The sequence below is a fragment of the Bradyrhizobium sp. Pha-3 genome (genome assembly GCF_042258325.1).
Classification (GTDB): domain Bacteria; phylum Pseudomonadota; class Alphaproteobacteria; order Rhizobiales; family Xanthobacteraceae; genus Bradyrhizobium; species Bradyrhizobium elkanii.
Genome location: NZ_CP170151.1, coordinates 7,917,777 through 7,934,902, shown reverse-complemented (window position 1 = coordinate 7,934,902; position 17,126 = coordinate 7,917,777). Strand labels below are relative to the sequence as shown.

Sequence of the window (17,126 nt, the reverse complement as noted above, 5' to 3'; positions counted from 1 at the left end):
GCCTCTCGATCGACTCGCACGCCTGCACACAACGAACGCAGACGATACATTTGCCCCTCTCATGCAGCCAGCGCCATGCGGGGCAACTCACGACAAACTGACCTCGAAGCAGCTGATTTCGCTCCAGGCTGTGCGTTTTTGCCACGCGGCACAGCCTTTGTCTGTCACCGCCACGACACGGTTCAAAAGGTTCCCTGGTGTGGCCCTGTCGGCCTTGAGGGCTAAGTGGCGTCGCTTGCGCGCGCGCCGGCCGCAGCTTCGTCGAGCTTGCGGTAGAGCGTCGAGCGGCCGATCTTGAGGCGGCGCGCGACCTCCGACATCTGTCCGCGGTAATGCGAAATCGCAAAACGGATGATCTCGTTCTCGAGATCTTCCAGGGGGCGCACCTCGCCCGCGGCATTGAGCATCGCGAGGCCGCCGGCGGTGGGCAGGGAGGCAGTGACCGGTATTTCATTACCGGAAATCATGGCGGGGGCCGTGGAGGGCGACACCACCAGCGGCTCACCCTGCAGCGATTTGCCCTCCGGCACCGGATGCGCCGTTACTTGCGGGAAATCGGCGAGCCCGAGCTGGTCGCCGTCGCTCATCACCACGGCGCGATACACCGTGTTCTCGAGCTGGCGGATGTTGCCCGGCCAGTCGAGCTGCGAGAGGTGCGCCATCGCCTCGCCGCTGATGCCGGTGATGTTGCGGTTTTCCTCGGCGCAGAACCGCGCCAGGAAATGCCGGAGCAGATGCGGGATGTCTTCGCGCCGCTGTCGCAGCGCCGGAATGGTCAGCGGCAGCACGTGCAGGCGATAGAACAGGTCCTCGCGGAACTGGCCGCCTTTCACGAGATCGAGCAGCTTGCGGTTGGTGGCCGAGATGATGCGAACATCGACCTTGACCGGCTTGCGGCCGCCGACCGCCTCGACGGTGCCTTCCTGCAGTGCGCGCAGCAGTTTCACCTGCGTGGCCAGCGGCAATTCACCGACCTCGTCGAGGAACAGCGTGCCGCCATGCGCTTCGACGAATTTGCCCTGGTGGCGCTCGGTGGCGCCGGTGAAGGCGCCCTTCTCGTGGCCGAACAGAATCGATTCGACGAGATTGTCCGGGATCGCGCCGCAATTCACCGCAACGAACGGCCTGGCCTTGCGCTCGCCGCTGCCGTGAATGGCGCGCGCGAACAGTTCCTTGCCGACGCCGGATTCGCCCTCGATCAGCACCGGGATCGTTGAGGACGCGGCCTTTTGCGCGGTGCGCAGCACCCCGGCCATCGCCTCGCTGCGGGTGACGATGTCGGAGAAGGTCAGCCGGCCCTCGCGGCTGTGGCGGATCCGCTGCAATTCGCCCTTCAGCGCCGAGGCGTTGAGGGCGTTGCGCAGGGAAACCTGCAGCCGTTCGAAGCCGACCGGCTTGACGACGAAATCCTGGGCGCCGGCGCGCATCGCCGACACGACATTGTCGATGCCGCCATGCGCGGTCTGCACGATGACCGGGACGGTCAAACCAACTTCACGAATTTTTGCGAGGACTCCGAGACCGTCGAGGCCCGGCATCACGAGATCGAGCACGACGGCGTCAATCGCCTGCGTCTCGGATGCGGTCAGGGCCGCGATCGCCGCGTCGCCACTATCCACGACGAGGGGCTCATAGCCGCACTTCTGCACCATGTTTTCAACCAAACGGCGCTGTACTGCGTCGTCATCGGCGATCAAAATGGTGGCAGCCATGGTTTTCCCCGCACGCTACGTTTATTTGTCTCGAATCGGGGCAATGTCGCCGATGCCGATTAACGCACTCTTAAATGTTGCAAACCCGCATTCATTCCGCCGCCGCCGACATCTTTCCGACTGAACTAAGGTTACGAACAAGATGACCTCGCGCTCCAAAACTGCATCCAACAAATCTGCCCTCAGCAAGTCTGCTCTCAGCAAGGCCGCTCTCCGCAAGGAAGCCGCGTTGCGCAAGACGGCCGCGCAACGCAAATCGTCCGCAGGCGGCCCGGCGGCGAAAAAGGCAGCCAGCAAGACCGGCAAGCTTCCGGAATGGAATCTGGCAGATCTCTACTCCGGTATCGATGCGCCTGAGGTCGCACGCGACTTGCAGAAAATGGACGCAGATTGCGTCGCGTTTGAGACCGACTACAAGGGCAAGCTTGCCGAAAATACCGCCAAAGAGGGCGGCGGAAAGTGGCTGGCCGAGGCGATCAGGCGCTATGAGGCGATCGACGATCTGGCTGGCCGCCTCGGCTCTTACGCCGGCCTCGTCCATGCCGGCGACAGCGTCGATCCCGCGATCTCGAAATTCTACGGCGACGTCTCCGAGCGGCTGACCGCCGCGTCGGTGCATCTGTTGTTCTTCTCGCTCGAGCTCAATCGCGTCGACGATGATGTGATCGAGCGAGCGATGGCCGAACCCGAACTCGGCCATTACCGGCCGTGGATCGAGGATCTGCGCAAGGACAAACCGTACCAGCTCGAGGATCGCGTCGAGCAGCTGTTCCACGAAAAGGCGCAAAGCGGCTACGCGGCCTGGAACCGGCTGTTCGACCAGACCATCTCCGGCTTGCGTTTCAAGGTCGGCGGCAAGGAGCTTGCGATCGAGCCGACGCTGAACCTGCTGCAGGACAAGGCGGGGGACAAGCGCAAGGCCGCCGCGCAGGCGCTCGCCAAGACCTTCAAGGACAATGAGCGCAGCTTCGCGCTGATCACCAACACGCTCGCCAAGGACAAGGAAATCTCCGACCGCTGGCGCGGCTTCCAGGATGTTGCGGACTCCCGCCATCTCAACAACCGCGTCGAGCGCGAGGTGGTCGATGCGCTGGTCGCCTCGGTGCGCGCGGCCTATCCGAAGCTGTCGCACCGCTATTACGCGCTGAAGGCCGGCTGGTTCAAAAAGAAAAAGCTGCCGCACTGGAACCGTAACGCCCCGCTGCCGTTCGCGGCGACCGGCACGATCGCCTGGCCCGAGGCGCGCAACATGGTGCTGTCGGCCTATAGCGGCTTCTCGCCCAAGATGGCCGCGATCGCGGAGCGCTTCTTCGACGATCGCTGGATCGATGCGCCGGTCCGACCCGGCAAGGCGCCCGGCGCGTTCTCGCATCCGACCACGCCGTCGGCGCATCCCTATGTGCTGATGAACTATCAGGGCAAGCCGCGCGACGTGATGACGCTGGCGCATGAGCTCGGTCATGGCGTCCATCAGGTGCTGGCGGCGAAGAACGGCGCGCTGATGGCGCCGACGCCGCTGACGCTGGCGGAAACCGCAAGCGTGTTCGGCGAGATGCTGACCTTCAAGCGGCTATTGTCCCAGACCAGGAACGCCAAGCAGCGCCAGGCGCTGCTCGCGGGCAAGGTCGAGGACATGATCAATACCGTGGTGCGGCAGATCGCGTTCTATTCGTTCGAGCGCGCGGTCCATACCGAGCGCAAGAACGGCGAACTCACCGCCGAGCGGATCGGCCAGATCTGGCTCAGCGTGCAGGGCGAGAGCCTGGGGCCGGCGATCGAGATCAAGCCGGGCTACGAGACGTTCTGGATGTACATTCCGCACTTCATCCACTCGCCGTTCTACGTCTATGCCTATGCGTTCGGCGATTGCCTCGTGAACTCGCTCTATGCGGTCTACGAGCACGCGTCCGAAGGGTTTGCCGAGCGCTATCTCGACATGCTCGCCGCCGGCGGCACCAAGCACTACTCCGAACTGCTGCGGCCGTTCGGGCTCGATGCCAAGGACCCCAAATTCTGGGACGGCGGCCTGTCCGTCATCGCCGGCATGATCGACGAGCTGGAAACGATGGGCTGAGGCCCATCCGCCATGCTGTCCCTGGGCTGAAGCCGGCGTTTTTGCGCCGGACGGCATGATCTTTCCTTGGCGTCCGCGCTGGGGAGATTAATCCGGCCCGGACGCGGCCGTTGCCGCGCCGCCCGGATCGGGGACGATTTGCGCTTCAAATCGCCCGATCGGGACCGCGCCGTTGCCCTGCCTACCCGTTTGCGGTAATGGCTCGCGGAGGAACGCGAATTTCTGACTGGGGACAGCGATGGCAGACCATAGCGAAGTGGCCTACACGACCGCCGACGGCAACGATTACGTGGCGCATGAGCAGACCTATGAAGGGTTTATCATGCTGGTCAAATGGGGCACCATCAGCGTCGCCATTATTCTCGCCCTGATGGCCTATTTCCTGGTCTGATCCTTAGATCGGCTAGCGGCGCCGCCGTCCCGCGGCGGTGCCGGAATTCCTATCGAACCCGGATGTGTAAAAACCGGGTATCCAAATCTGGCGAAAATAACGCTAGTTTGAAGACGCGTGCGCCGCTCGCGCCGCCGGAGGGCCCATGAAGATTGCCGTTGCCAAGGAAATTGATCCGTCCGAGCCGCGGGTTGCGGCCTCGCCCGATACCGTGAAGAAGTTCAAGGCACTCGGCGCTGAGGTCGCGGTCGAGCCGGGCGCGGGCATCAAGTCGGGCCTTCCCGATTCGGAGTTCACCGCCGTTGGCGCCACCGTCAGCGCGGACGCGCTCAAGGACGCCGACATCATCATCAAGGTGAAGCGGCCGGAAGCCTCCGAACTCTCCAAATACAAGCGCGGCGCGCTGGTCATCGCGATCATGGATCCCTATGGCAACGAGGCCGCGCTGAAGGCGATAGCCGATGCCGGCGTGTCCGCCTTCGCGATGGAATTGATGCCGCGCATCACCCGCGCGCAGGTGATGGACGTCTTGTCCTCGCAGGCCAATCTGGCCGGCTACCGCGCCGTGATCGAGGGCGCCGAGGCCTTTGGCCGCGCCTTCCCGATGATGATGACCGCCGCCGGCACCGTTCCGGCCGCGAAGGTGTTCGTGATGGGCGTCGGCGTCGCCGGCCTGCAGGCGATCGCGACCGCGCGGCGGCTCGGGGCCGTCGTCACCGCGACCGACGTGCGCCCGGCCACCAAGGAACAGGTCGAATCGCTCGGCGCGAAATTCCTCGCCGTCGAGGACGAGGAGTTCAAGAACGCGCAGACCGCCGGCGGCTACGCCAAGGAAATGTCCAAGGAGTATCAGGCCAAGCAGGCCGCGCTGACCGCCGAGCACATCAAGAAGCAGGACATCGTGATCACGACCGCGCTGATCCCCGGCCGTCCGGCGCCGAAGCTCGTCACCGGCGAGATGGTGAAATCGATGAAGCCCGGCTCGGTGCTGGTCGATCTCGCGGTCGAGCGCGGCGGCAATGTCGAGGGCGCCAGGCCCGGCGAAGTGGTCGAGACCGACGGCATCAAGATCGTCGGCTACACCAACGTCGCCGGCCGCGTCGCGGCGTCGGCCTCGGGGCTCTACGCGCGCAATTTGTTCTCGTTCATCGAGACGATGATCGACAAAGCCAACAAGGCGCTCGCGGTCAATTGGGACGACGAGCTGGTGAAGGCCACCGCGCTGACCAAGGACGGCGCCGTCATCCATCCCAACTTCCAGCCGAAGTAAGGAGAGAAGCCATGGAGCATCTCGCGCAGGCCGTCGATCCGTTCGTGTTCCGGCTGTCGATTTTCGTCCTCGCCGTGTTTGTCGGCTATTTCGTGGTGTGGTCGGTGACCCCGGCGCTGCATACGCCGCTGATGAGCGTGACCAACGCGATCTCCTCGGTGATCGTGGTCGGCGCGCTGCTCGCGGTCGGCGTCGGCATGGTCTCGAGCGGTTCGGGCTGGGCCCGCGGCTTCGGCTTCGTCGCGCTGATCTTCGCCTGCGTCAACATCTTCGGCGGCTTCCTGGTCACCCAGCGCATGCTCGCGATGTACAAGAAGAAAGCCAAGTGAGCGGCAATCACCTCGGGGTGATGAGGATATAGGGGGACCTGAGATGAGCGCCAATCTCTCTGCACTGTTGTATCTCGTGGCGGGGGTGCTGTTCATCCTGTCGCTGCGCGGCCTGTCGAGCCCGGCGTCGTCGCGCCAGGGCAACATGTTCGGCATGATCGGCATGGCGATCGCCGTCGGCACCACGCTGGCGAGCCATCCGCCGGCCGACGGCGTGGCCTGGGTGCTGGTCATCCTCGCGGTCGCGATCGGCGGCGGCATCGGCGCCGTCATCGCGCGCCGGGTGCCGATGACCTCGATGCCCGAGCTCGTCGCCGCATTCCACTCGCTGGTCGGCATGGCCGCGGTGCTGGTCGCCGCCGGTGCGTTCTATGCGCCCGAGGCGTTCGACATCGGCACGCCCGGCAACATCCATCCGCAGAGCCTGGTCGAGATGTCGCTCGGCGTCGCGATCGGCGCGCTGACCTTCACCGGCTCGGTGATCGCGTTCCTGAAGCTGTCGGCACGGATGAGCGGCGCGCCGATCATCCTGCCGTTCCGTCACGTCATCAACATCGTGCTGGCGCTGGCGCTGATATTCTTCATCGTCGGCCTCGTGATGAGCGGCAGCGCGCTCGACTTCTGGCTGATCACCATCATCGCGCTGGCGCTCGGCGTGCTGATGATCATCCCGATCGGCGGCGCCGACATGCCGGTCGTGATTTCGATGCTGAACTCGTACTCCGGCTGGGCCGCGGCCGGCATCGGCTTCACGCTCGGCAATTCGGCACTGATCATCACCGGCGCGCTGGTCGGCTCCTCCGGCGCGATCCTGTCCTACATCATGTGCCACGCGATGAACCGCTCGTTCATCTCGGTGATCCTCGGCGGCTTCGGCGGCGAGACCGCGGCGGCCGGCGGCGGCAGCGGCGAGCAGAAGCCCGCCAAGCTCGGCTCGGCGGATGACGCCGCCTTCATCATGAAGAACGCCTCCAAGGTCATCATCGTGCCCGGCTACGGCATGGCGGTGGCGCAGGCCCAGCACGCGCTGCGCGAGATGGCCGACATCCTGAAGAAGGAAGGCGTCGAGGTGAAATACGCCATTCACCCGGTCGCGGGCCGAATGCCCGGGCACATGAACGTGTTGCTGGCCGAGGCCAACGTGCCCTATGACGAGGTGTTCGAACTCGAGGACATCAACTCGGAGTTCGCCCAGGCCGACATCGCCTTCGTGATCGGCGCCAACGACGTCACCAACCCGGCGGCGGAAGAGGACAAGACCTCGCCGATCTACGGCATGCCGGTGCTGCAGGTCTGGAAGGCCGGCACCGTGATGTTCATCAAGCGCTCGCTCGCCTCGGGCTATGCCGGCATCGACAACCCGCTGTTCTACCGCGACAACACCATGATGTTGCTTGGCGACGCCAAGAAGGTCACCGAGAACATCGTCAAGGCGATGTAAGGCGGTAGCGATGACGCTGAACCGGGAGTGGCATCGAGCGCATCGCATGCCGCCCCGGGCGACGCGCGAGCAACGCATCAAGTGGCACGTCGCGCATGCGGCGGCGTGCGCGTGCCGGCCGGTCCCCGACAGCATCAAGGCGGACGTCGAGAAGCTGCGCAAGCTCCGCGGCAAAACATAGCCGCGGCCCACCGCTGATGGCACTGGCACTCGCAATCCTGAAATGGCTCCTGATCGCCGCGTTCGTCATCTATCTCGGCGGGCTCGTGGCGCTGTATGTCAGGCAGCGCGAACTGCTGTTTCCGATCCCGCCGGTCGGGCGAACCGCGCCGGCCGCCGCGGGGCTTCCCGAAGCGGAAGAGCATGTCCTGACCACTGACGACGGCGAGAAGGTCATCGTCTGGCACGTGCCGGCGAAGCCGGGCCGGCCCGTCGTGCTGTTCTTCCATGGCAACGGCGATTTCCTTGCCGGGCGCGTGGCGCGCTTCAAGGCCATCACGGCCGACGGCACCGGGCTGGTGGCGCTGTCCTTTCGGGGTTACGCGGGGTCGAGCGGGTCTCCGAGCGAGCAGGGACTGCTGCAGGACGCTGCGGCGGCTTACGCCTTCGCCACCGCGCGCTACCGCGCCGAGCAGATCGTGGCCTGGGGATTCTCCCTCGGCACGGGCGTTGCGGTTGCGCTCGCTGCCGAACATCCGCTCGGCAAGCTGATCCTTGAGGCGCCGTATACGTCGACGGCCGACGTCGCCGGCGCGCACTTCTGGTATGTGCCGGTCAGCCTCTTGATGCGCGATCAATTCCACTCCGACCGGCTCATCGCGCAGGTCAAGGCGCCGCTCCTGATCATGCATGGCACCGACGATCCGGTGATCCCGATTCGCTTCGGCGAGCGCCTGTTCGGCCTCGCCCATGAGCCCAAGCAATTCGTGCGACTGCCCGGTGGCGGGCACGACAATCTCGACGATTTCGGTGCGATGGCGACGGCGCGGCGGTTTATCGACGCCGCAAGAGGCTGACGGTGGCGATTGTCTGTCGCATAATCGCGCCATCGAAGTGAGGGACCCCCACGATGAGCGCACACGGACCGATGCCGCGGTCGGCCTGGCTGTATCCCGTTCTGGCGGTGCTGTTGTTTGCCGCGGTCACGGCCACCGGCTACAGCTTCGCGCCGTCGGCCGGGGGCTGGGTGTTTGCGGCGGTGCTGCTGGTCATTCTGTTCGGCACCGTGTTCGCGGCGGTCCACCATGCCGAAATGATCGCCGAGCGGATCGGCGAGCCGTTCGGCACATTGCTGCTGACGCTCGCGGTGACGATCATCGAGGTGGCGCTGATCTCGACCATCATGCTGGGCGAAACGCCGGCGCCGACGCTGGCGCGCGACACGGTGTTTGCGGTGGTGATGATCGTCTGCAACGGCCTGGTCGGGCTCTGCATCTTCATCGGCGGCTTGCGCTACAAGGAGCAGGATTTCCAGATCACCGGCGCCAACCTTTACCTCAGCGTGCTGTTCGTGCTTGCGACCATCACGCTCGATATGCCCAATTTCACGCTGACCTCTCCGGGCCCAGTGTTTTCCACGGCCCAGCTCGCCGTGGTCAGCGTCGTGACCGTGCTGCTCTATGCGGTGTTCCTCTACACCCAGACCATCCGTCACCGCGATTATTTCGTCAGCGGCGCCAATGAGGCGGCGGCGCATGGCGAGGTGATGTCGGACCGCATGACGGCGATCAGCGTTGCGCTGCTGCTGATCTCGCTGCTGGCGGTGGTGCTGCTGGCCAAGAAATTCTCGCTGGTGGTCGATGTGGTCACCGTCAAGATCGGCGCGCCGCCGGCCTTTGCCGGCCTGGTGGTGGCGGCCCTGATCCTGTTGCCGGAGAGCGTTGCCGCAGTGTCGGCGGCGCGCAAGAACGATCTGCAGAAGAGCATCAACCTCGCGCTCGGCTCGTCGATCGCCACCATCGGGCTCACGGTTCCCGCGGTGGCCGTAGCCGCCTATGCGCTCGACAAGCAATTGGTGCTCGGGCTCAGCAACCAGCATATGCTGATCCTGCTGCTCACCTTCATGGTCAGCATGCTCACCTTCGGAACCGGCCGCACCAACATCCTGTTCGGGCTCGTTCACATGGTGGTGTTCGCCGTGTTCGTGTTCATGGTTTTCGTGCCGTAGAGCATGATCCGCTCAAAAAAATTGGAGAGAATGACGATGCTCAGCGCCAAATCGGATGTGCAGGTGGATACCGCGGAGGTCCGCGTGACCGAATGGCGCCTTGCGCCGGGCAGCGCCACCGGCCACCACACCCATGAGATGGACTATGTCATCGTTCCGATCACGGCGGGCGAGATGACGATCGTGGCGCCGAACGGCGAGCGCTCGAAGGCGCAGCTCGGAGCCGGCAAATCCTATTTCCGCAAGGCCGGGGTCCAGCACGACGTGCTCAACGAGACGGCCAGCGAGATCGTGTTCCTCGAGGTCGAACTCAAGCCCTGACGCGGTGCAAGAATCGCAAGGAACCCTGCACTCGCCGAATGGCAGGTCCGAGCCGGCGCGGCTGTGGAAATTCATAACCCGTTAACGGCTGCGCGATGATCTAGCAGGCGGATGCGGCCTGCGCAGGGGGCGCCTCCGGCTGAAACCAAAGCGACACCAAAGGTGACGTCGGAACGGGGGTTTGCCACCGATCCGACGCAGTTGATCCCTGAATGTGCCTCAAAGTTCCAGCATGTAATACCGGGGTGGGGAGTGGCAGGTCATGCTGAGTTACCTGAAGAAATTCGTGATGGACATCTTACCCTCGGTGGCAGCGACCATCATCGGGGCGTACATCGTTAATCACTATATCGTGGCCAAGCCGGAGGCGCCGGCGGCCGCAGCCGTGACCGCCGCAGTCGATCCCAAGGCTGATCCGAAAGCCGCCGCCAAGCCCGCCACCGTCGTCGGCAGCCTCCCTGAAGCCGGTGTGAAGGCCAAGGGCATGTCCGAGCGCACGCTGATCGAGCGGTCGGCGTCCGAGAAGGCCACCGTCACCGAGAAGCCCGCCGAGAAATCAGCCGACCCCAAATCTGCCGATGTGAAGCCTGAGGCGCCGGCCGATACCGCCGGCATCCCCGCCGACACCCGCCATCACCCGGCGGCACCGAAGGCCGTCGCGAAGGTCACGCCCGCCGCGCCGCAGCCGGCCGCGCCCGCAACATCAGCAGCGCCAGTTGAGACTGCTGTGACGCCTGAGGAAAGCCGCGACGCCAACGACCTCGCGCGCGCCGCCATCGAGCGGCTGCGCAAGGAGCGTCCGCAGGAGGCGGCGCGTTCCCAGGACGCCACGCGTCCCCAGGACGCTGCGCGCACCGATCTTGCCCGCCTGCCGGAGGCGCAGCGTCCAGCAGGCGCCTCGGCGATCCGGCCGTTGCCGCCGCCGATCATGGTGTCGAGTCCGTCCACCGACAATGTCGATCAATCCTCGCAGCCGCGTCCGCCCTACACCGCCGGCGGCCAGGACTCCAACCGGCTGACGCCGCCGGCCGACATTCCGGTCCCGGTGGTGCAGGCCCCGCTCGACCTGCGCGCCGAGGCGATCATGCCGGCGCAGAAGAACGAGCGCACGTCGGTGACCGACGACATGTTCTCCGGCATGAAGTCGATGTTCCACGCCGTCTTGCCGAAGTAGCCGTAGCGCCGCTCTGTCGTTCCTGACGGGTTGGCTTCACGCCAAGCGCTAGCCGCCGGTGCGCGCCAGCCCGCTGCGCGCATTGCCGTCGCTTGGCCGCAGCGCGAGCGCGCGATTGTAGGACGCCGCCGCCTTGGCCTTGTCGCCGAGCCGCTCATAGGCCTGGCCGCGAGCGCTCCACGCCGCAACATTGCTTGGATCGGCCTGCACGGCCTCGTCGAGATCGCTGGCGGCCTGCTTGGCCTTGTCGAGCGCGAGGTAGCTGGTCGCACGGCCGACCAGGGGCTCGGCCTTCTGCGGCGACAGCCCGCTGGCCGCGGTGAAATCGTCGATCGCCTGCTCATGCTGTCCGCGGCCCTGATAAATCAGGGCGCGGCCGTAGAGCGCCTGGATGTTGTAAGGGTCGGCCGCCAGTGCCTGTTCGAACTCCGCCATCGCCTCGTCGAGCTTGCCGGAGCGCGCCAGCACCTGAGCACGCGTGGTGTGATCCTTGGCGCTGTTGACGTCTTGCGGAGTGATGGTGTCGGCGGCGGGCTTGTCGGTGCTGGCCGCCGGCTTCGGCTTGTCGTCCGAGGAGCCCCATGAACCGAGGTCGAAGGAGCAGCCCCCGAGGGGCAGGCCGAGAAGCACTGCAATGATGACGAGATGCGGCGCGCAACGGCGGTGCGCGGGTCCTGGAAAGGGCGGGCGGGCTACCGGATCAGCCGTCATGCAAAATGCTCTTGCCGGTCGTTTTGCATGGGTACCCCGGAACGCGGCGCGCTTCAAAACGACAACGCGGGCCCGTGGCCCGCGCTGTTAGACTTCCATATCGGCAAAACGGTTCAGCGAGGGCCGCGACCTGCGCCTGCACCGCCCGGACGGCCGCCGCGGTCGCCACCGGGGCCAGCGCCGAACACCGGCTTCGGCTTCATCGGCAGCAGGCCTTCGCGCTGCAGCTTCTTGCGCGCCAGCTTGCGTGCGCGGCGCACGGCTTCGGCCTTTTCGCGGGCCTTCTTCTCGGAGGGCTTTTCGTAGTGACCGCGGAGCTTCATCTCGCGGAAAATGCCCTCGCGCTGCATCTTCTTCTTCAGCGCCTTCAGGGCTTGGTCGACATTGTTATCGCGGACGAGAACCTGCACGCGGCATCCTCTTTTGAATTGATCGGTTCGGAATTCTGGCGAGGTGAAGGGGCGGCAAAAGGCCAGCCTCTTAACCCTAGGCGCGCGCGTGTATCAGACAAACGCGCAGATGTCCACCGGTCGAGTGACTTTCGGGCCTAGTAAAGCCACGAAATAGGGCGAAAATGCCATTGTGCGGCCCTGATTTGGGTGGTTTGGCGCCCAGATGAGGGCCGTTCCCGGCGTTTTGGATAACCCGGACATTGGAAATAGGGGAGATGCGAGATGGAGATGAAGAAATACGCTGCCGAGGCCATCGGTACGTTCTGGCTCACATTCGCTGGCTGCGGCAGCGCGGTGATCGCGGCCGGCTTTCCGCAGGTCGGGATCGGCCTGGTCGGGGTGTCACTGGCCTTCGGGCTGAGCGTGGTGACCATGGCCTATGCGATCGGCCATATCTCGGGTTGCCACCTCAACCCGGCGGTGACGGTCGGGCTCGCCGCGGGCGGGCGCTTCCCGGGCGGCCAGGTGCTGCCCTACATCATCGCGCAGGTCGTGGGCGCCATCATCGCGGCCTGGCTGCTCTATGTGATCGCGAGCGGCGCGCCCGGCTTCGATGTCAGCAAGGGCTTTGCCTCCAACGGCTATGACGCGCACTCGCCCGGCCAGTACAACATGGTGGTGTGCTTCATCACCGAGGTGGTGATGACCATGATGTTCCTGTTCATCATCATGGGATCGACCCATGGCAAGGCGCCTGCCGGCTTCGCGCCGCTCGCCATCGGCCTCGCGCTGGTGATGATCCATCTCGTCAGCATTCCCGTCACCAATACGTCGGTGAATCCGGCGCGCAGCACCGGGCCGGCGCTGTTCGTCGGCGGCTGGGCGTTGGGGCAGCTCTGGCTGTTCTGGGTCGCGCCCCTGATCGGCGGTGCGCTCGGCGGCGTGATCTATCGCTGGCTCAGCGACGAGCCGTCCGGCATCGTCGCCGGCGCGAAGACGGCGTGATCGGCGAGAGCGTTTTCGAGCGAAGTGGACGCCGGTTCGCGTGAAGAAAACGCGTAAACAAAAATCCAGAGCATCGGTTCTGATTGAATCAGAACCGATGCTCTAATGGATCGTGGCTGCCACGATCCCATTTCCATCGATGTGTCGAAGGCGGCCGCGACCGCCGGAGCATGATCCGGAAAAGTGGGAAGCGGTTTTCCGAAGAGATCATGCTCAAACGACGAGCTAAAGCGCGATGAATATCTCATCGCGCTTTAGTGGAATTAAGGCTTACGGGCGGGCGTCACTTCGGTGACGTGCCCCATCTTGCGGCCGGGGCGCGGCGTGCCCTTGCCGTACAGATGCACCGTGGCGCCGGGAACGGTGAGCCACTGCTCGTAGCTCAGGATATCGTCGCCGATCAGGTTGGTCATGACGACATCGCCGTGGCGCACCGGCTTGCCCAGCGGCCAGCCGGCGATCGCGCGGATGTGCTGCTCGAACTGTGAGATCGAGGCGCCGTCGAGCGTCCAGTGGCCGGAATTGTGCACACGCGGCGCGATCTCGTTGACCAGCACCGTCGCCTTGCTGCCGTTGCCGGGCACCGCAAACATCTCCACCGCGAGCACGCCGACATAATCGAGCGCCGAGGCGATCTTTTCGGCGATCTCACGCGCCTGCGCGGCAAGCTCATCGGGGATTGCGGCCGGCGCGCGGGAAATTTTCAGAATGTGGTCGCGATGCTCGTTCTCGGTAACGTCGAAGCATTCGACTTCGCCTGAAGCGGAGCGGGCGGCGATGACCGAGATCTCGCGCTCGAACGGCACGAAGGCTTCGAGGATGGCCGACTTGGTGCCGAGGTCCTGCCAGACCTGTTCGAGGTCGTCGCCGGCGCGGATGATGGCCTGGCCCTTGCCGTCATAGCCGAAGCGGCGGGTCTTGATCACCGCGGGCAGGCCGATGCGTTCGATCGCCGTGCGCAGCGTGCCGACCGAGGAGACGTCGGCGTAGTCGGCGGTGCCGATGCCGAGCTTGCTGATGAAATCCTTTTCGATCAGCCGGTCCTGCGTGGTCTCGAGGATCTTGTAGGCCGGCAGCACCGGGCGGCGCGCGGCGAGCACCATCGCGGTCGCGGCCGGGACATTCTCGAATTCATAGGTGACGACGTCGACGTCGTTGGCGAACAGTTCGAGCGCCTCGACGTCGGCATATTCCGCGCAGGTCGCGTTCTGCACCACGTCGAACGCCGGGGAGTCCGGATCCGGCGAAAACACCTGGCAGCGGAGCCCGAGGCGCGCCGCGGCCATCGCCAGCATCCGGCCCAATTGCCCGCCGCCGAGGATTCCAATGGTGTCGCCCGGCTTCAGCTTCACTGCGTTCGAAGCCGTCACGCCGCGCCCTCCGGATGCTCGTTGACCGCGTCGGTCTGCTGCTTGCGCCAGGCCGCAAGGCGGGCCGACAGAGCCGGATCGTTGAGTGCGAGCACGCTCGCCGCGAGCAACGCGGCATTGATTGCGCCGGCCTTGCCGATTGCCAGCGTCCCGACCGGGACGCCGGCCGGCATCTGCACGATCGAATAGAGCGAATCGACGCCCGACAGCGCCTTCGACTCGACGGGAACCCCGAACACCGGGAGCTCGGTCAGCGCGGCCGTCATGCCCGGCAAATGCGCGGCGCCGCCGGCGCCGGCAATGATCACCTTGTGGCCGGCCGCCTTGGCGCCCTTGGCAAAGGCGTAGAGCCGATCCGGGGTGCGGTGGGCCGAAACGATGCGCGTTTCGCAGGCCACACCGAGCGCAGCCAGCGTCTCGGCGGCATGGCGCATGGTTTCCCAGTCGGACTGACTTCCCATGATGATGGCGATCGGAGCGGTCATCTCTTCAATTCTGTGCAGGAATCCAAAAGCATAGGCCGATTATAGGGACGGCCCGGGCGTCATCCAAGGCGTGGCAAGGGAGTTAGAATGGACTATCCTGTCTTGGTGAATCCCGGCAAGCCTTCATAAGCAGGCCCCAACAAGGATGCGCATGAAGAAGAAGACGACGGCGGCCGCCTCCGGGGCCGCGAAACGACGCAAAGGCGCGCCCGCCGCGCGCAAATCCGGGCCGGGCAAGACTGGAGCCAAGCGGACTGGAACCAAGCGGGCTGGAACCGAAGCTTCCACGCGAGGCGCGCTCGCATCCGGCGACAAATCGACGATCCGCAGCTTGCGGGCGCAGCTGGCGCGGGCGCAAGCCCGGATCGAGGAGCTACAGGCCTCCGCCGAGACCGACTTCCTGCTCGACATCCTGAACCGGCGCGGATTCGAGCGCGAGCTCGCCCGTTCGCTCTCCTTCATCAAGCGCTATCAGGCCTCCGGCGCGCTGATCGTGCTCGACGTCGATCGCCTCAAGCCGATCAACGATGCCTTCGGCCACGCGGCGGGCGACGAGGTGCTGAAGGCGATCGTTGCCGCGATATCGGATCAGGTGCGCGCTTCCGATGTGATCGGCCGTCTCGGCGGTGACGAGTTCGCCGTGCTGCTGTGGAATCTCAGCGAGATCGATGCCCGCGCCAAGGCGGCTGCGCTGGAAGAGGCGATCGATCGGTTGACCTTCATGTTCCGTGACAGCCAGGTCACCGCAGGTGCCTCCGCGGGCGTTGCGATCCTCACCGCGCATTCGGACATCGATCGCGTTCTCGATGAGGCCGACCGTGCGATGTATGTGCGCAAGGCGCAGCGGCGCCACGAATCCTAGAGGATCCGGGCGGGTCAGAGCGCGCTCAGATCCTCCGGCACATTGCCGTAGGCCCGCAACAGCTTGGCATCGCCGAATTCGCCGATCGCGGGATCGCCGGTGCGGCTGAACGCGACGGCGCCGATGCTGCCGGGCATCCGCGACATGGTCTCCGCGCGGCGTAGCGCGACCGCCGAGCTCTGGCATTCCTCGGCATTGCCCGCGACCGGCGTGCCGTCATCATCCTGCATGAAGGGCAGTGCCACGTAATAGGTTACATCGGCCATCGCTGTGCACCCTGAAGATTAGGCCAAGGATCAGGCCAAGGATCAGGCGGCATCGCTCGCCGCCCGGGTCTGCGCCGGCACGCAACCGGCGGTGATCGCGGCCTGCAATTCCTCAAGCTCGGCTTCCAGATATTCGTTGGCCATGATCAGCGCCTTGATGGTGCTGCGCAGGTTGCCGTCGCACATCGCGATCGCCTGATCGCAGGCCTTCTCGTAGCGGCTGTTGTCGGGCAGGGAAGGCGGTGCGGACATGGCGAAACTCCCTCTGATGGCTGGCGGCTGGATCGACATGTTCTCTTTTTGTTCCTATCGAGTCAAGCGCCTGGAAACCGCCTTGCGTCCGTTGCCGCGAACGTGAAGCCGGTGCGGCGCTGTGGATGACGGGGAAAACCGCCGCCCGGCCTGAACCGGAAGCGCCGAACCGAGAAGGCCTGCGCCGCGACGCGCGTCAGGCGATGATGTCGGGCGTGATCTGGTCTTCGATGAAGGCGATGCGATCGCGCAGTTGCAGCTTCCGCTTCTTCAAGCGTTGCAGCATCAACAGATCCGGCGCCGGCGACTGGTGCAGCGCGTCGATCGCGGCATCGAGGTCGCGGTGCTCTTGTTGCAGACGCGCGAGCTCGGCGATTAGTTCGCGCTCATCCTGATCGTTCATGGTTGTATATTAACTGATAAGCACGATGAGATTGTTGCGGCGGAAGTCGCCGCTCGCCGGAATATCCTCCTTGCGCGCGCGCCGCGCAAGCCGGACCGGTTCCATAGTCACGATTGGTTACAGATAAACCGAAATGAGTGCGTGCGGCATTTCGCGTTCCCCATCGACAGCGCCGTCCACTTGTGTACACTCTGCGGTCCGGATCGAACCTGAGGTTTAACGCACCGAGGAGAGTTCGCAATGGCAATACAGGCCCATCTCATTGAGCTGGAGCGTAAACACAAAATACTCGAGAACGAACTGCACGAAGCGCTCGTTCACCCCTCCGTAGACGACCTGCATATTTGCGAGCTGAAGCGCCGCAAGTTGATGGTCAAGGATCAAATCGAGCGGTTGAGACTGTCCGCCGACGACACGGTCCACTAGACCGCCCCCCTGCAAATTAGCAAATAGCCTGGCCTTTCACCGAGGGATGAACGCACAAGTGCGCGCGCATCCCCC

Annotated in this window: 21 protein-coding genes; 13 read left to right on the top strand and 8 right to left on the bottom strand. The window is 64.9% G+C overall.

Annotated elements, in window-relative coordinates:
- Positions 1 to 221 precede the first annotated feature (221 nt).
- Positions 222 to 1,712 (bottom strand): sigma-54 dependent transcriptional regulator, encoded by a 1,491-nt coding sequence (locus ACE10X_RS37900; protein WP_038385200.1) that lies wholly within the window; start codon positions 1,710 to 1,712, stop codon positions 222 to 224.
- 142 nt (positions 1,713 to 1,854) lie between these two features.
- Here ACE10X_RS37900 and ACE10X_RS37895 point away from each other — a divergent pair, with 142 nt between their 5' ends.
- The 10 genes from ACE10X_RS37895 (at position 1,855) to ACE10X_RS37850 (ending at position 10,879) form a co-directional block, all read left to right on the top strand.
- Positions 1,855 to 3,786, top strand: a complete 1,932-nt coding sequence (locus tag ACE10X_RS37895; RefSeq protein WP_038385199.1) for a M3 family oligoendopeptidase — start codon at positions 1,855 to 1,857, stop codon at positions 3,784 to 3,786.
- 238 nt (positions 3,787 to 4,024) lie between these two features.
- Positions 4,025 to 4,177 carry an aa3-type cytochrome c oxidase subunit IV gene (locus ACE10X_RS37890; protein ID WP_016841611.1) on the top strand — a complete coding sequence of 51 codons (153 nt, stop codon included), beginning with the start codon at positions 4,025 to 4,027 and terminating at the stop codon, positions 4,175 to 4,177.
- A 145-nt stretch (positions 4,178 to 4,322) separates the two neighbouring features.
- On the top strand, positions 4,323 to 5,447 hold the full coding sequence (locus ACE10X_RS37885) for a Re/Si-specific NAD(P)(+) transhydrogenase subunit alpha (RefSeq protein WP_038388957.1): 1,125 nt from the start codon (positions 4,323 to 4,325) through the stop codon (positions 5,445 to 5,447).
- Positions 5,448 to 5,458: 11 nt separating this feature from the next.
- The gene (locus ACE10X_RS37880) at positions 5,459 to 5,776 is read left to right on the top strand and encodes a proton-translocating transhydrogenase family protein (RefSeq protein WP_016841609.1); all 318 of its coding nucleotides are present in this window, start codon (positions 5,459 to 5,461) and stop codon (positions 5,774 to 5,776) included.
- 43 nt (positions 5,777 to 5,819) lie between these two features.
- Entirely contained in the window at positions 5,820 to 7,217 is a 1,398-nt protein-coding gene (locus ACE10X_RS37875) for an NAD(P)(+) transhydrogenase (Re/Si-specific) subunit beta (RefSeq protein WP_304557120.1), read from the top strand.
- Positions 7,218 to 7,227: 10 nt separating this feature from the next.
- A complete protein-coding gene (locus ACE10X_RS37870) occupies positions 7,228 to 7,398 on the top strand; it encodes a hypothetical protein (protein ID WP_162832440.1) in 171 nt (56 codons plus the stop codon).
- 16 nt (positions 7,399 to 7,414) lie between these two features.
- Entirely contained in the window at positions 7,415 to 8,233 is an 819-nt protein-coding gene (locus ACE10X_RS37865) for an alpha/beta hydrolase (protein WP_038387333.1), read from the top strand.
- Between the two features lie 53 nt (positions 8,234 to 8,286).
- Positions 8,287 to 9,384: a calcium:proton antiporter gene (locus tag ACE10X_RS37860; protein WP_038387334.1), complete on the top strand. Its 1,098-nt coding sequence runs from the start codon at positions 8,287 to 8,289 to the stop codon at positions 9,382 to 9,384.
- A gap of 36 nt (positions 9,385 to 9,420) precedes the next feature.
- Entirely contained in the window at positions 9,421 to 9,705 is a 285-nt protein-coding gene (locus ACE10X_RS37855; protein WP_028340624.1) for a cupin domain-containing protein, read from the top strand.
- Between the two features lie 262 nt (positions 9,706 to 9,967).
- On the top strand, positions 9,968 to 10,879 hold the full coding sequence (locus ACE10X_RS37850) for a hypothetical protein (protein ID WP_038387335.1): 912 nt from the start codon (positions 9,968 to 9,970) through the stop codon (positions 10,877 to 10,879).
- Positions 10,880 to 10,927: 48 nt separating this feature from the next.
- On the opposite strand, the gene ACE10X_RS37845 is transcribed toward ACE10X_RS37850, so the two are convergent.
- Positions 10,928 to 11,590: a tetratricopeptide repeat protein gene (locus ACE10X_RS37845; RefSeq protein WP_038387336.1), complete on the bottom strand. Its 663-nt coding sequence runs from the start codon at positions 11,588 to 11,590 to the stop codon at positions 10,928 to 10,930.
- Positions 11,591 to 11,703: 113 nt separating this feature from the next.
- The gene (gene rpsU / locus ACE10X_RS37840) at positions 11,704 to 12,000 is read right to left on the bottom strand and encodes a 30S ribosomal protein S21 (protein ID WP_021078544.1); all 297 of its coding nucleotides are present in this window, start codon (positions 11,998 to 12,000) and stop codon (positions 11,704 to 11,706) included.
- Between the two features lie 264 nt (positions 12,001 to 12,264).
- Here rpsU and aqpZ point away from each other — a divergent pair, with 264 nt between their 5' ends.
- On the top strand, positions 12,265 to 12,987 hold the full coding sequence (gene aqpZ, locus ACE10X_RS37835; RefSeq protein WP_038387337.1) for an aquaporin Z: 723 nt from the start codon (positions 12,265 to 12,267) through the stop codon (positions 12,985 to 12,987).
- Between the two features lie 263 nt (positions 12,988 to 13,250).
- Here the strand turns inward: aqpZ and ACE10X_RS37830 are convergent, their stop codons facing one another.
- On the bottom strand, positions 13,251 to 14,357 hold the full coding sequence (locus ACE10X_RS37830; RefSeq protein ID WP_038387338.1) for a 5-(carboxyamino)imidazole ribonucleotide synthase: 1,107 nt from the start codon (positions 14,355 to 14,357) through the stop codon (positions 13,251 to 13,253).
- Entirely contained in the window at positions 14,354 to 14,842 is a 489-nt protein-coding gene (purE, locus tag ACE10X_RS37825) for a 5-(carboxyamino)imidazole ribonucleotide mutase (RefSeq protein WP_028335999.1), read from the bottom strand. Before purE ends, ACE10X_RS37830 begins: the two co-directional genes overlap by 4 nt.
- A 145-nt stretch (positions 14,843 to 14,987) precedes the next feature.
- Here purE and ACE10X_RS37820 point away from each other — a divergent pair, with 145 nt between their 5' ends.
- Positions 14,988 to 15,704: a GGDEF domain-containing protein gene (locus ACE10X_RS37820; RefSeq protein WP_038387339.1), complete on the top strand. Its 717-nt coding sequence runs from the start codon at positions 14,988 to 14,990 to the stop codon at positions 15,702 to 15,704.
- A gap of 14 nt (positions 15,705 to 15,718) precedes the next feature.
- On the opposite strand, the gene ACE10X_RS37815 is transcribed toward ACE10X_RS37820, so the two are convergent.
- From ACE10X_RS37815 to ACE10X_RS37805, 3 genes are all read right to left on the bottom strand, one after another.
- Entirely contained in the window at positions 15,719 to 15,970 is a 252-nt protein-coding gene (locus tag ACE10X_RS37815; RefSeq protein WP_018268738.1) for a hypothetical protein, read from the bottom strand.
- A 42-nt stretch (positions 15,971 to 16,012) separates the two neighbouring features.
- Positions 16,013 to 16,222: a hypothetical protein gene (locus ACE10X_RS37810; protein ID WP_028336001.1), complete on the bottom strand. Its 210-nt coding sequence runs from the start codon at positions 16,220 to 16,222 to the stop codon at positions 16,013 to 16,015.
- Positions 16,223 to 16,418: 196 nt separating this feature from the next.
- On the bottom strand, positions 16,419 to 16,625 hold the full coding sequence (locus tag ACE10X_RS37805) for a YdcH family protein (RefSeq protein WP_016847372.1): 207 nt from the start codon (positions 16,623 to 16,625) through the stop codon (positions 16,419 to 16,421).
- 240 nt (positions 16,626 to 16,865) lie between these two features.
- Between ACE10X_RS37805 and ACE10X_RS37800 the strand changes: the two genes are divergently transcribed.
- Positions 16,866 to 17,051: a YdcH family protein gene (locus tag ACE10X_RS37800; RefSeq protein WP_016847370.1), complete on the top strand. Its 186-nt coding sequence runs from the start codon at positions 16,866 to 16,868 to the stop codon at positions 17,049 to 17,051.
- The last annotated feature ends 75 nt before the right edge of the window (positions 17,052 to 17,126 follow it).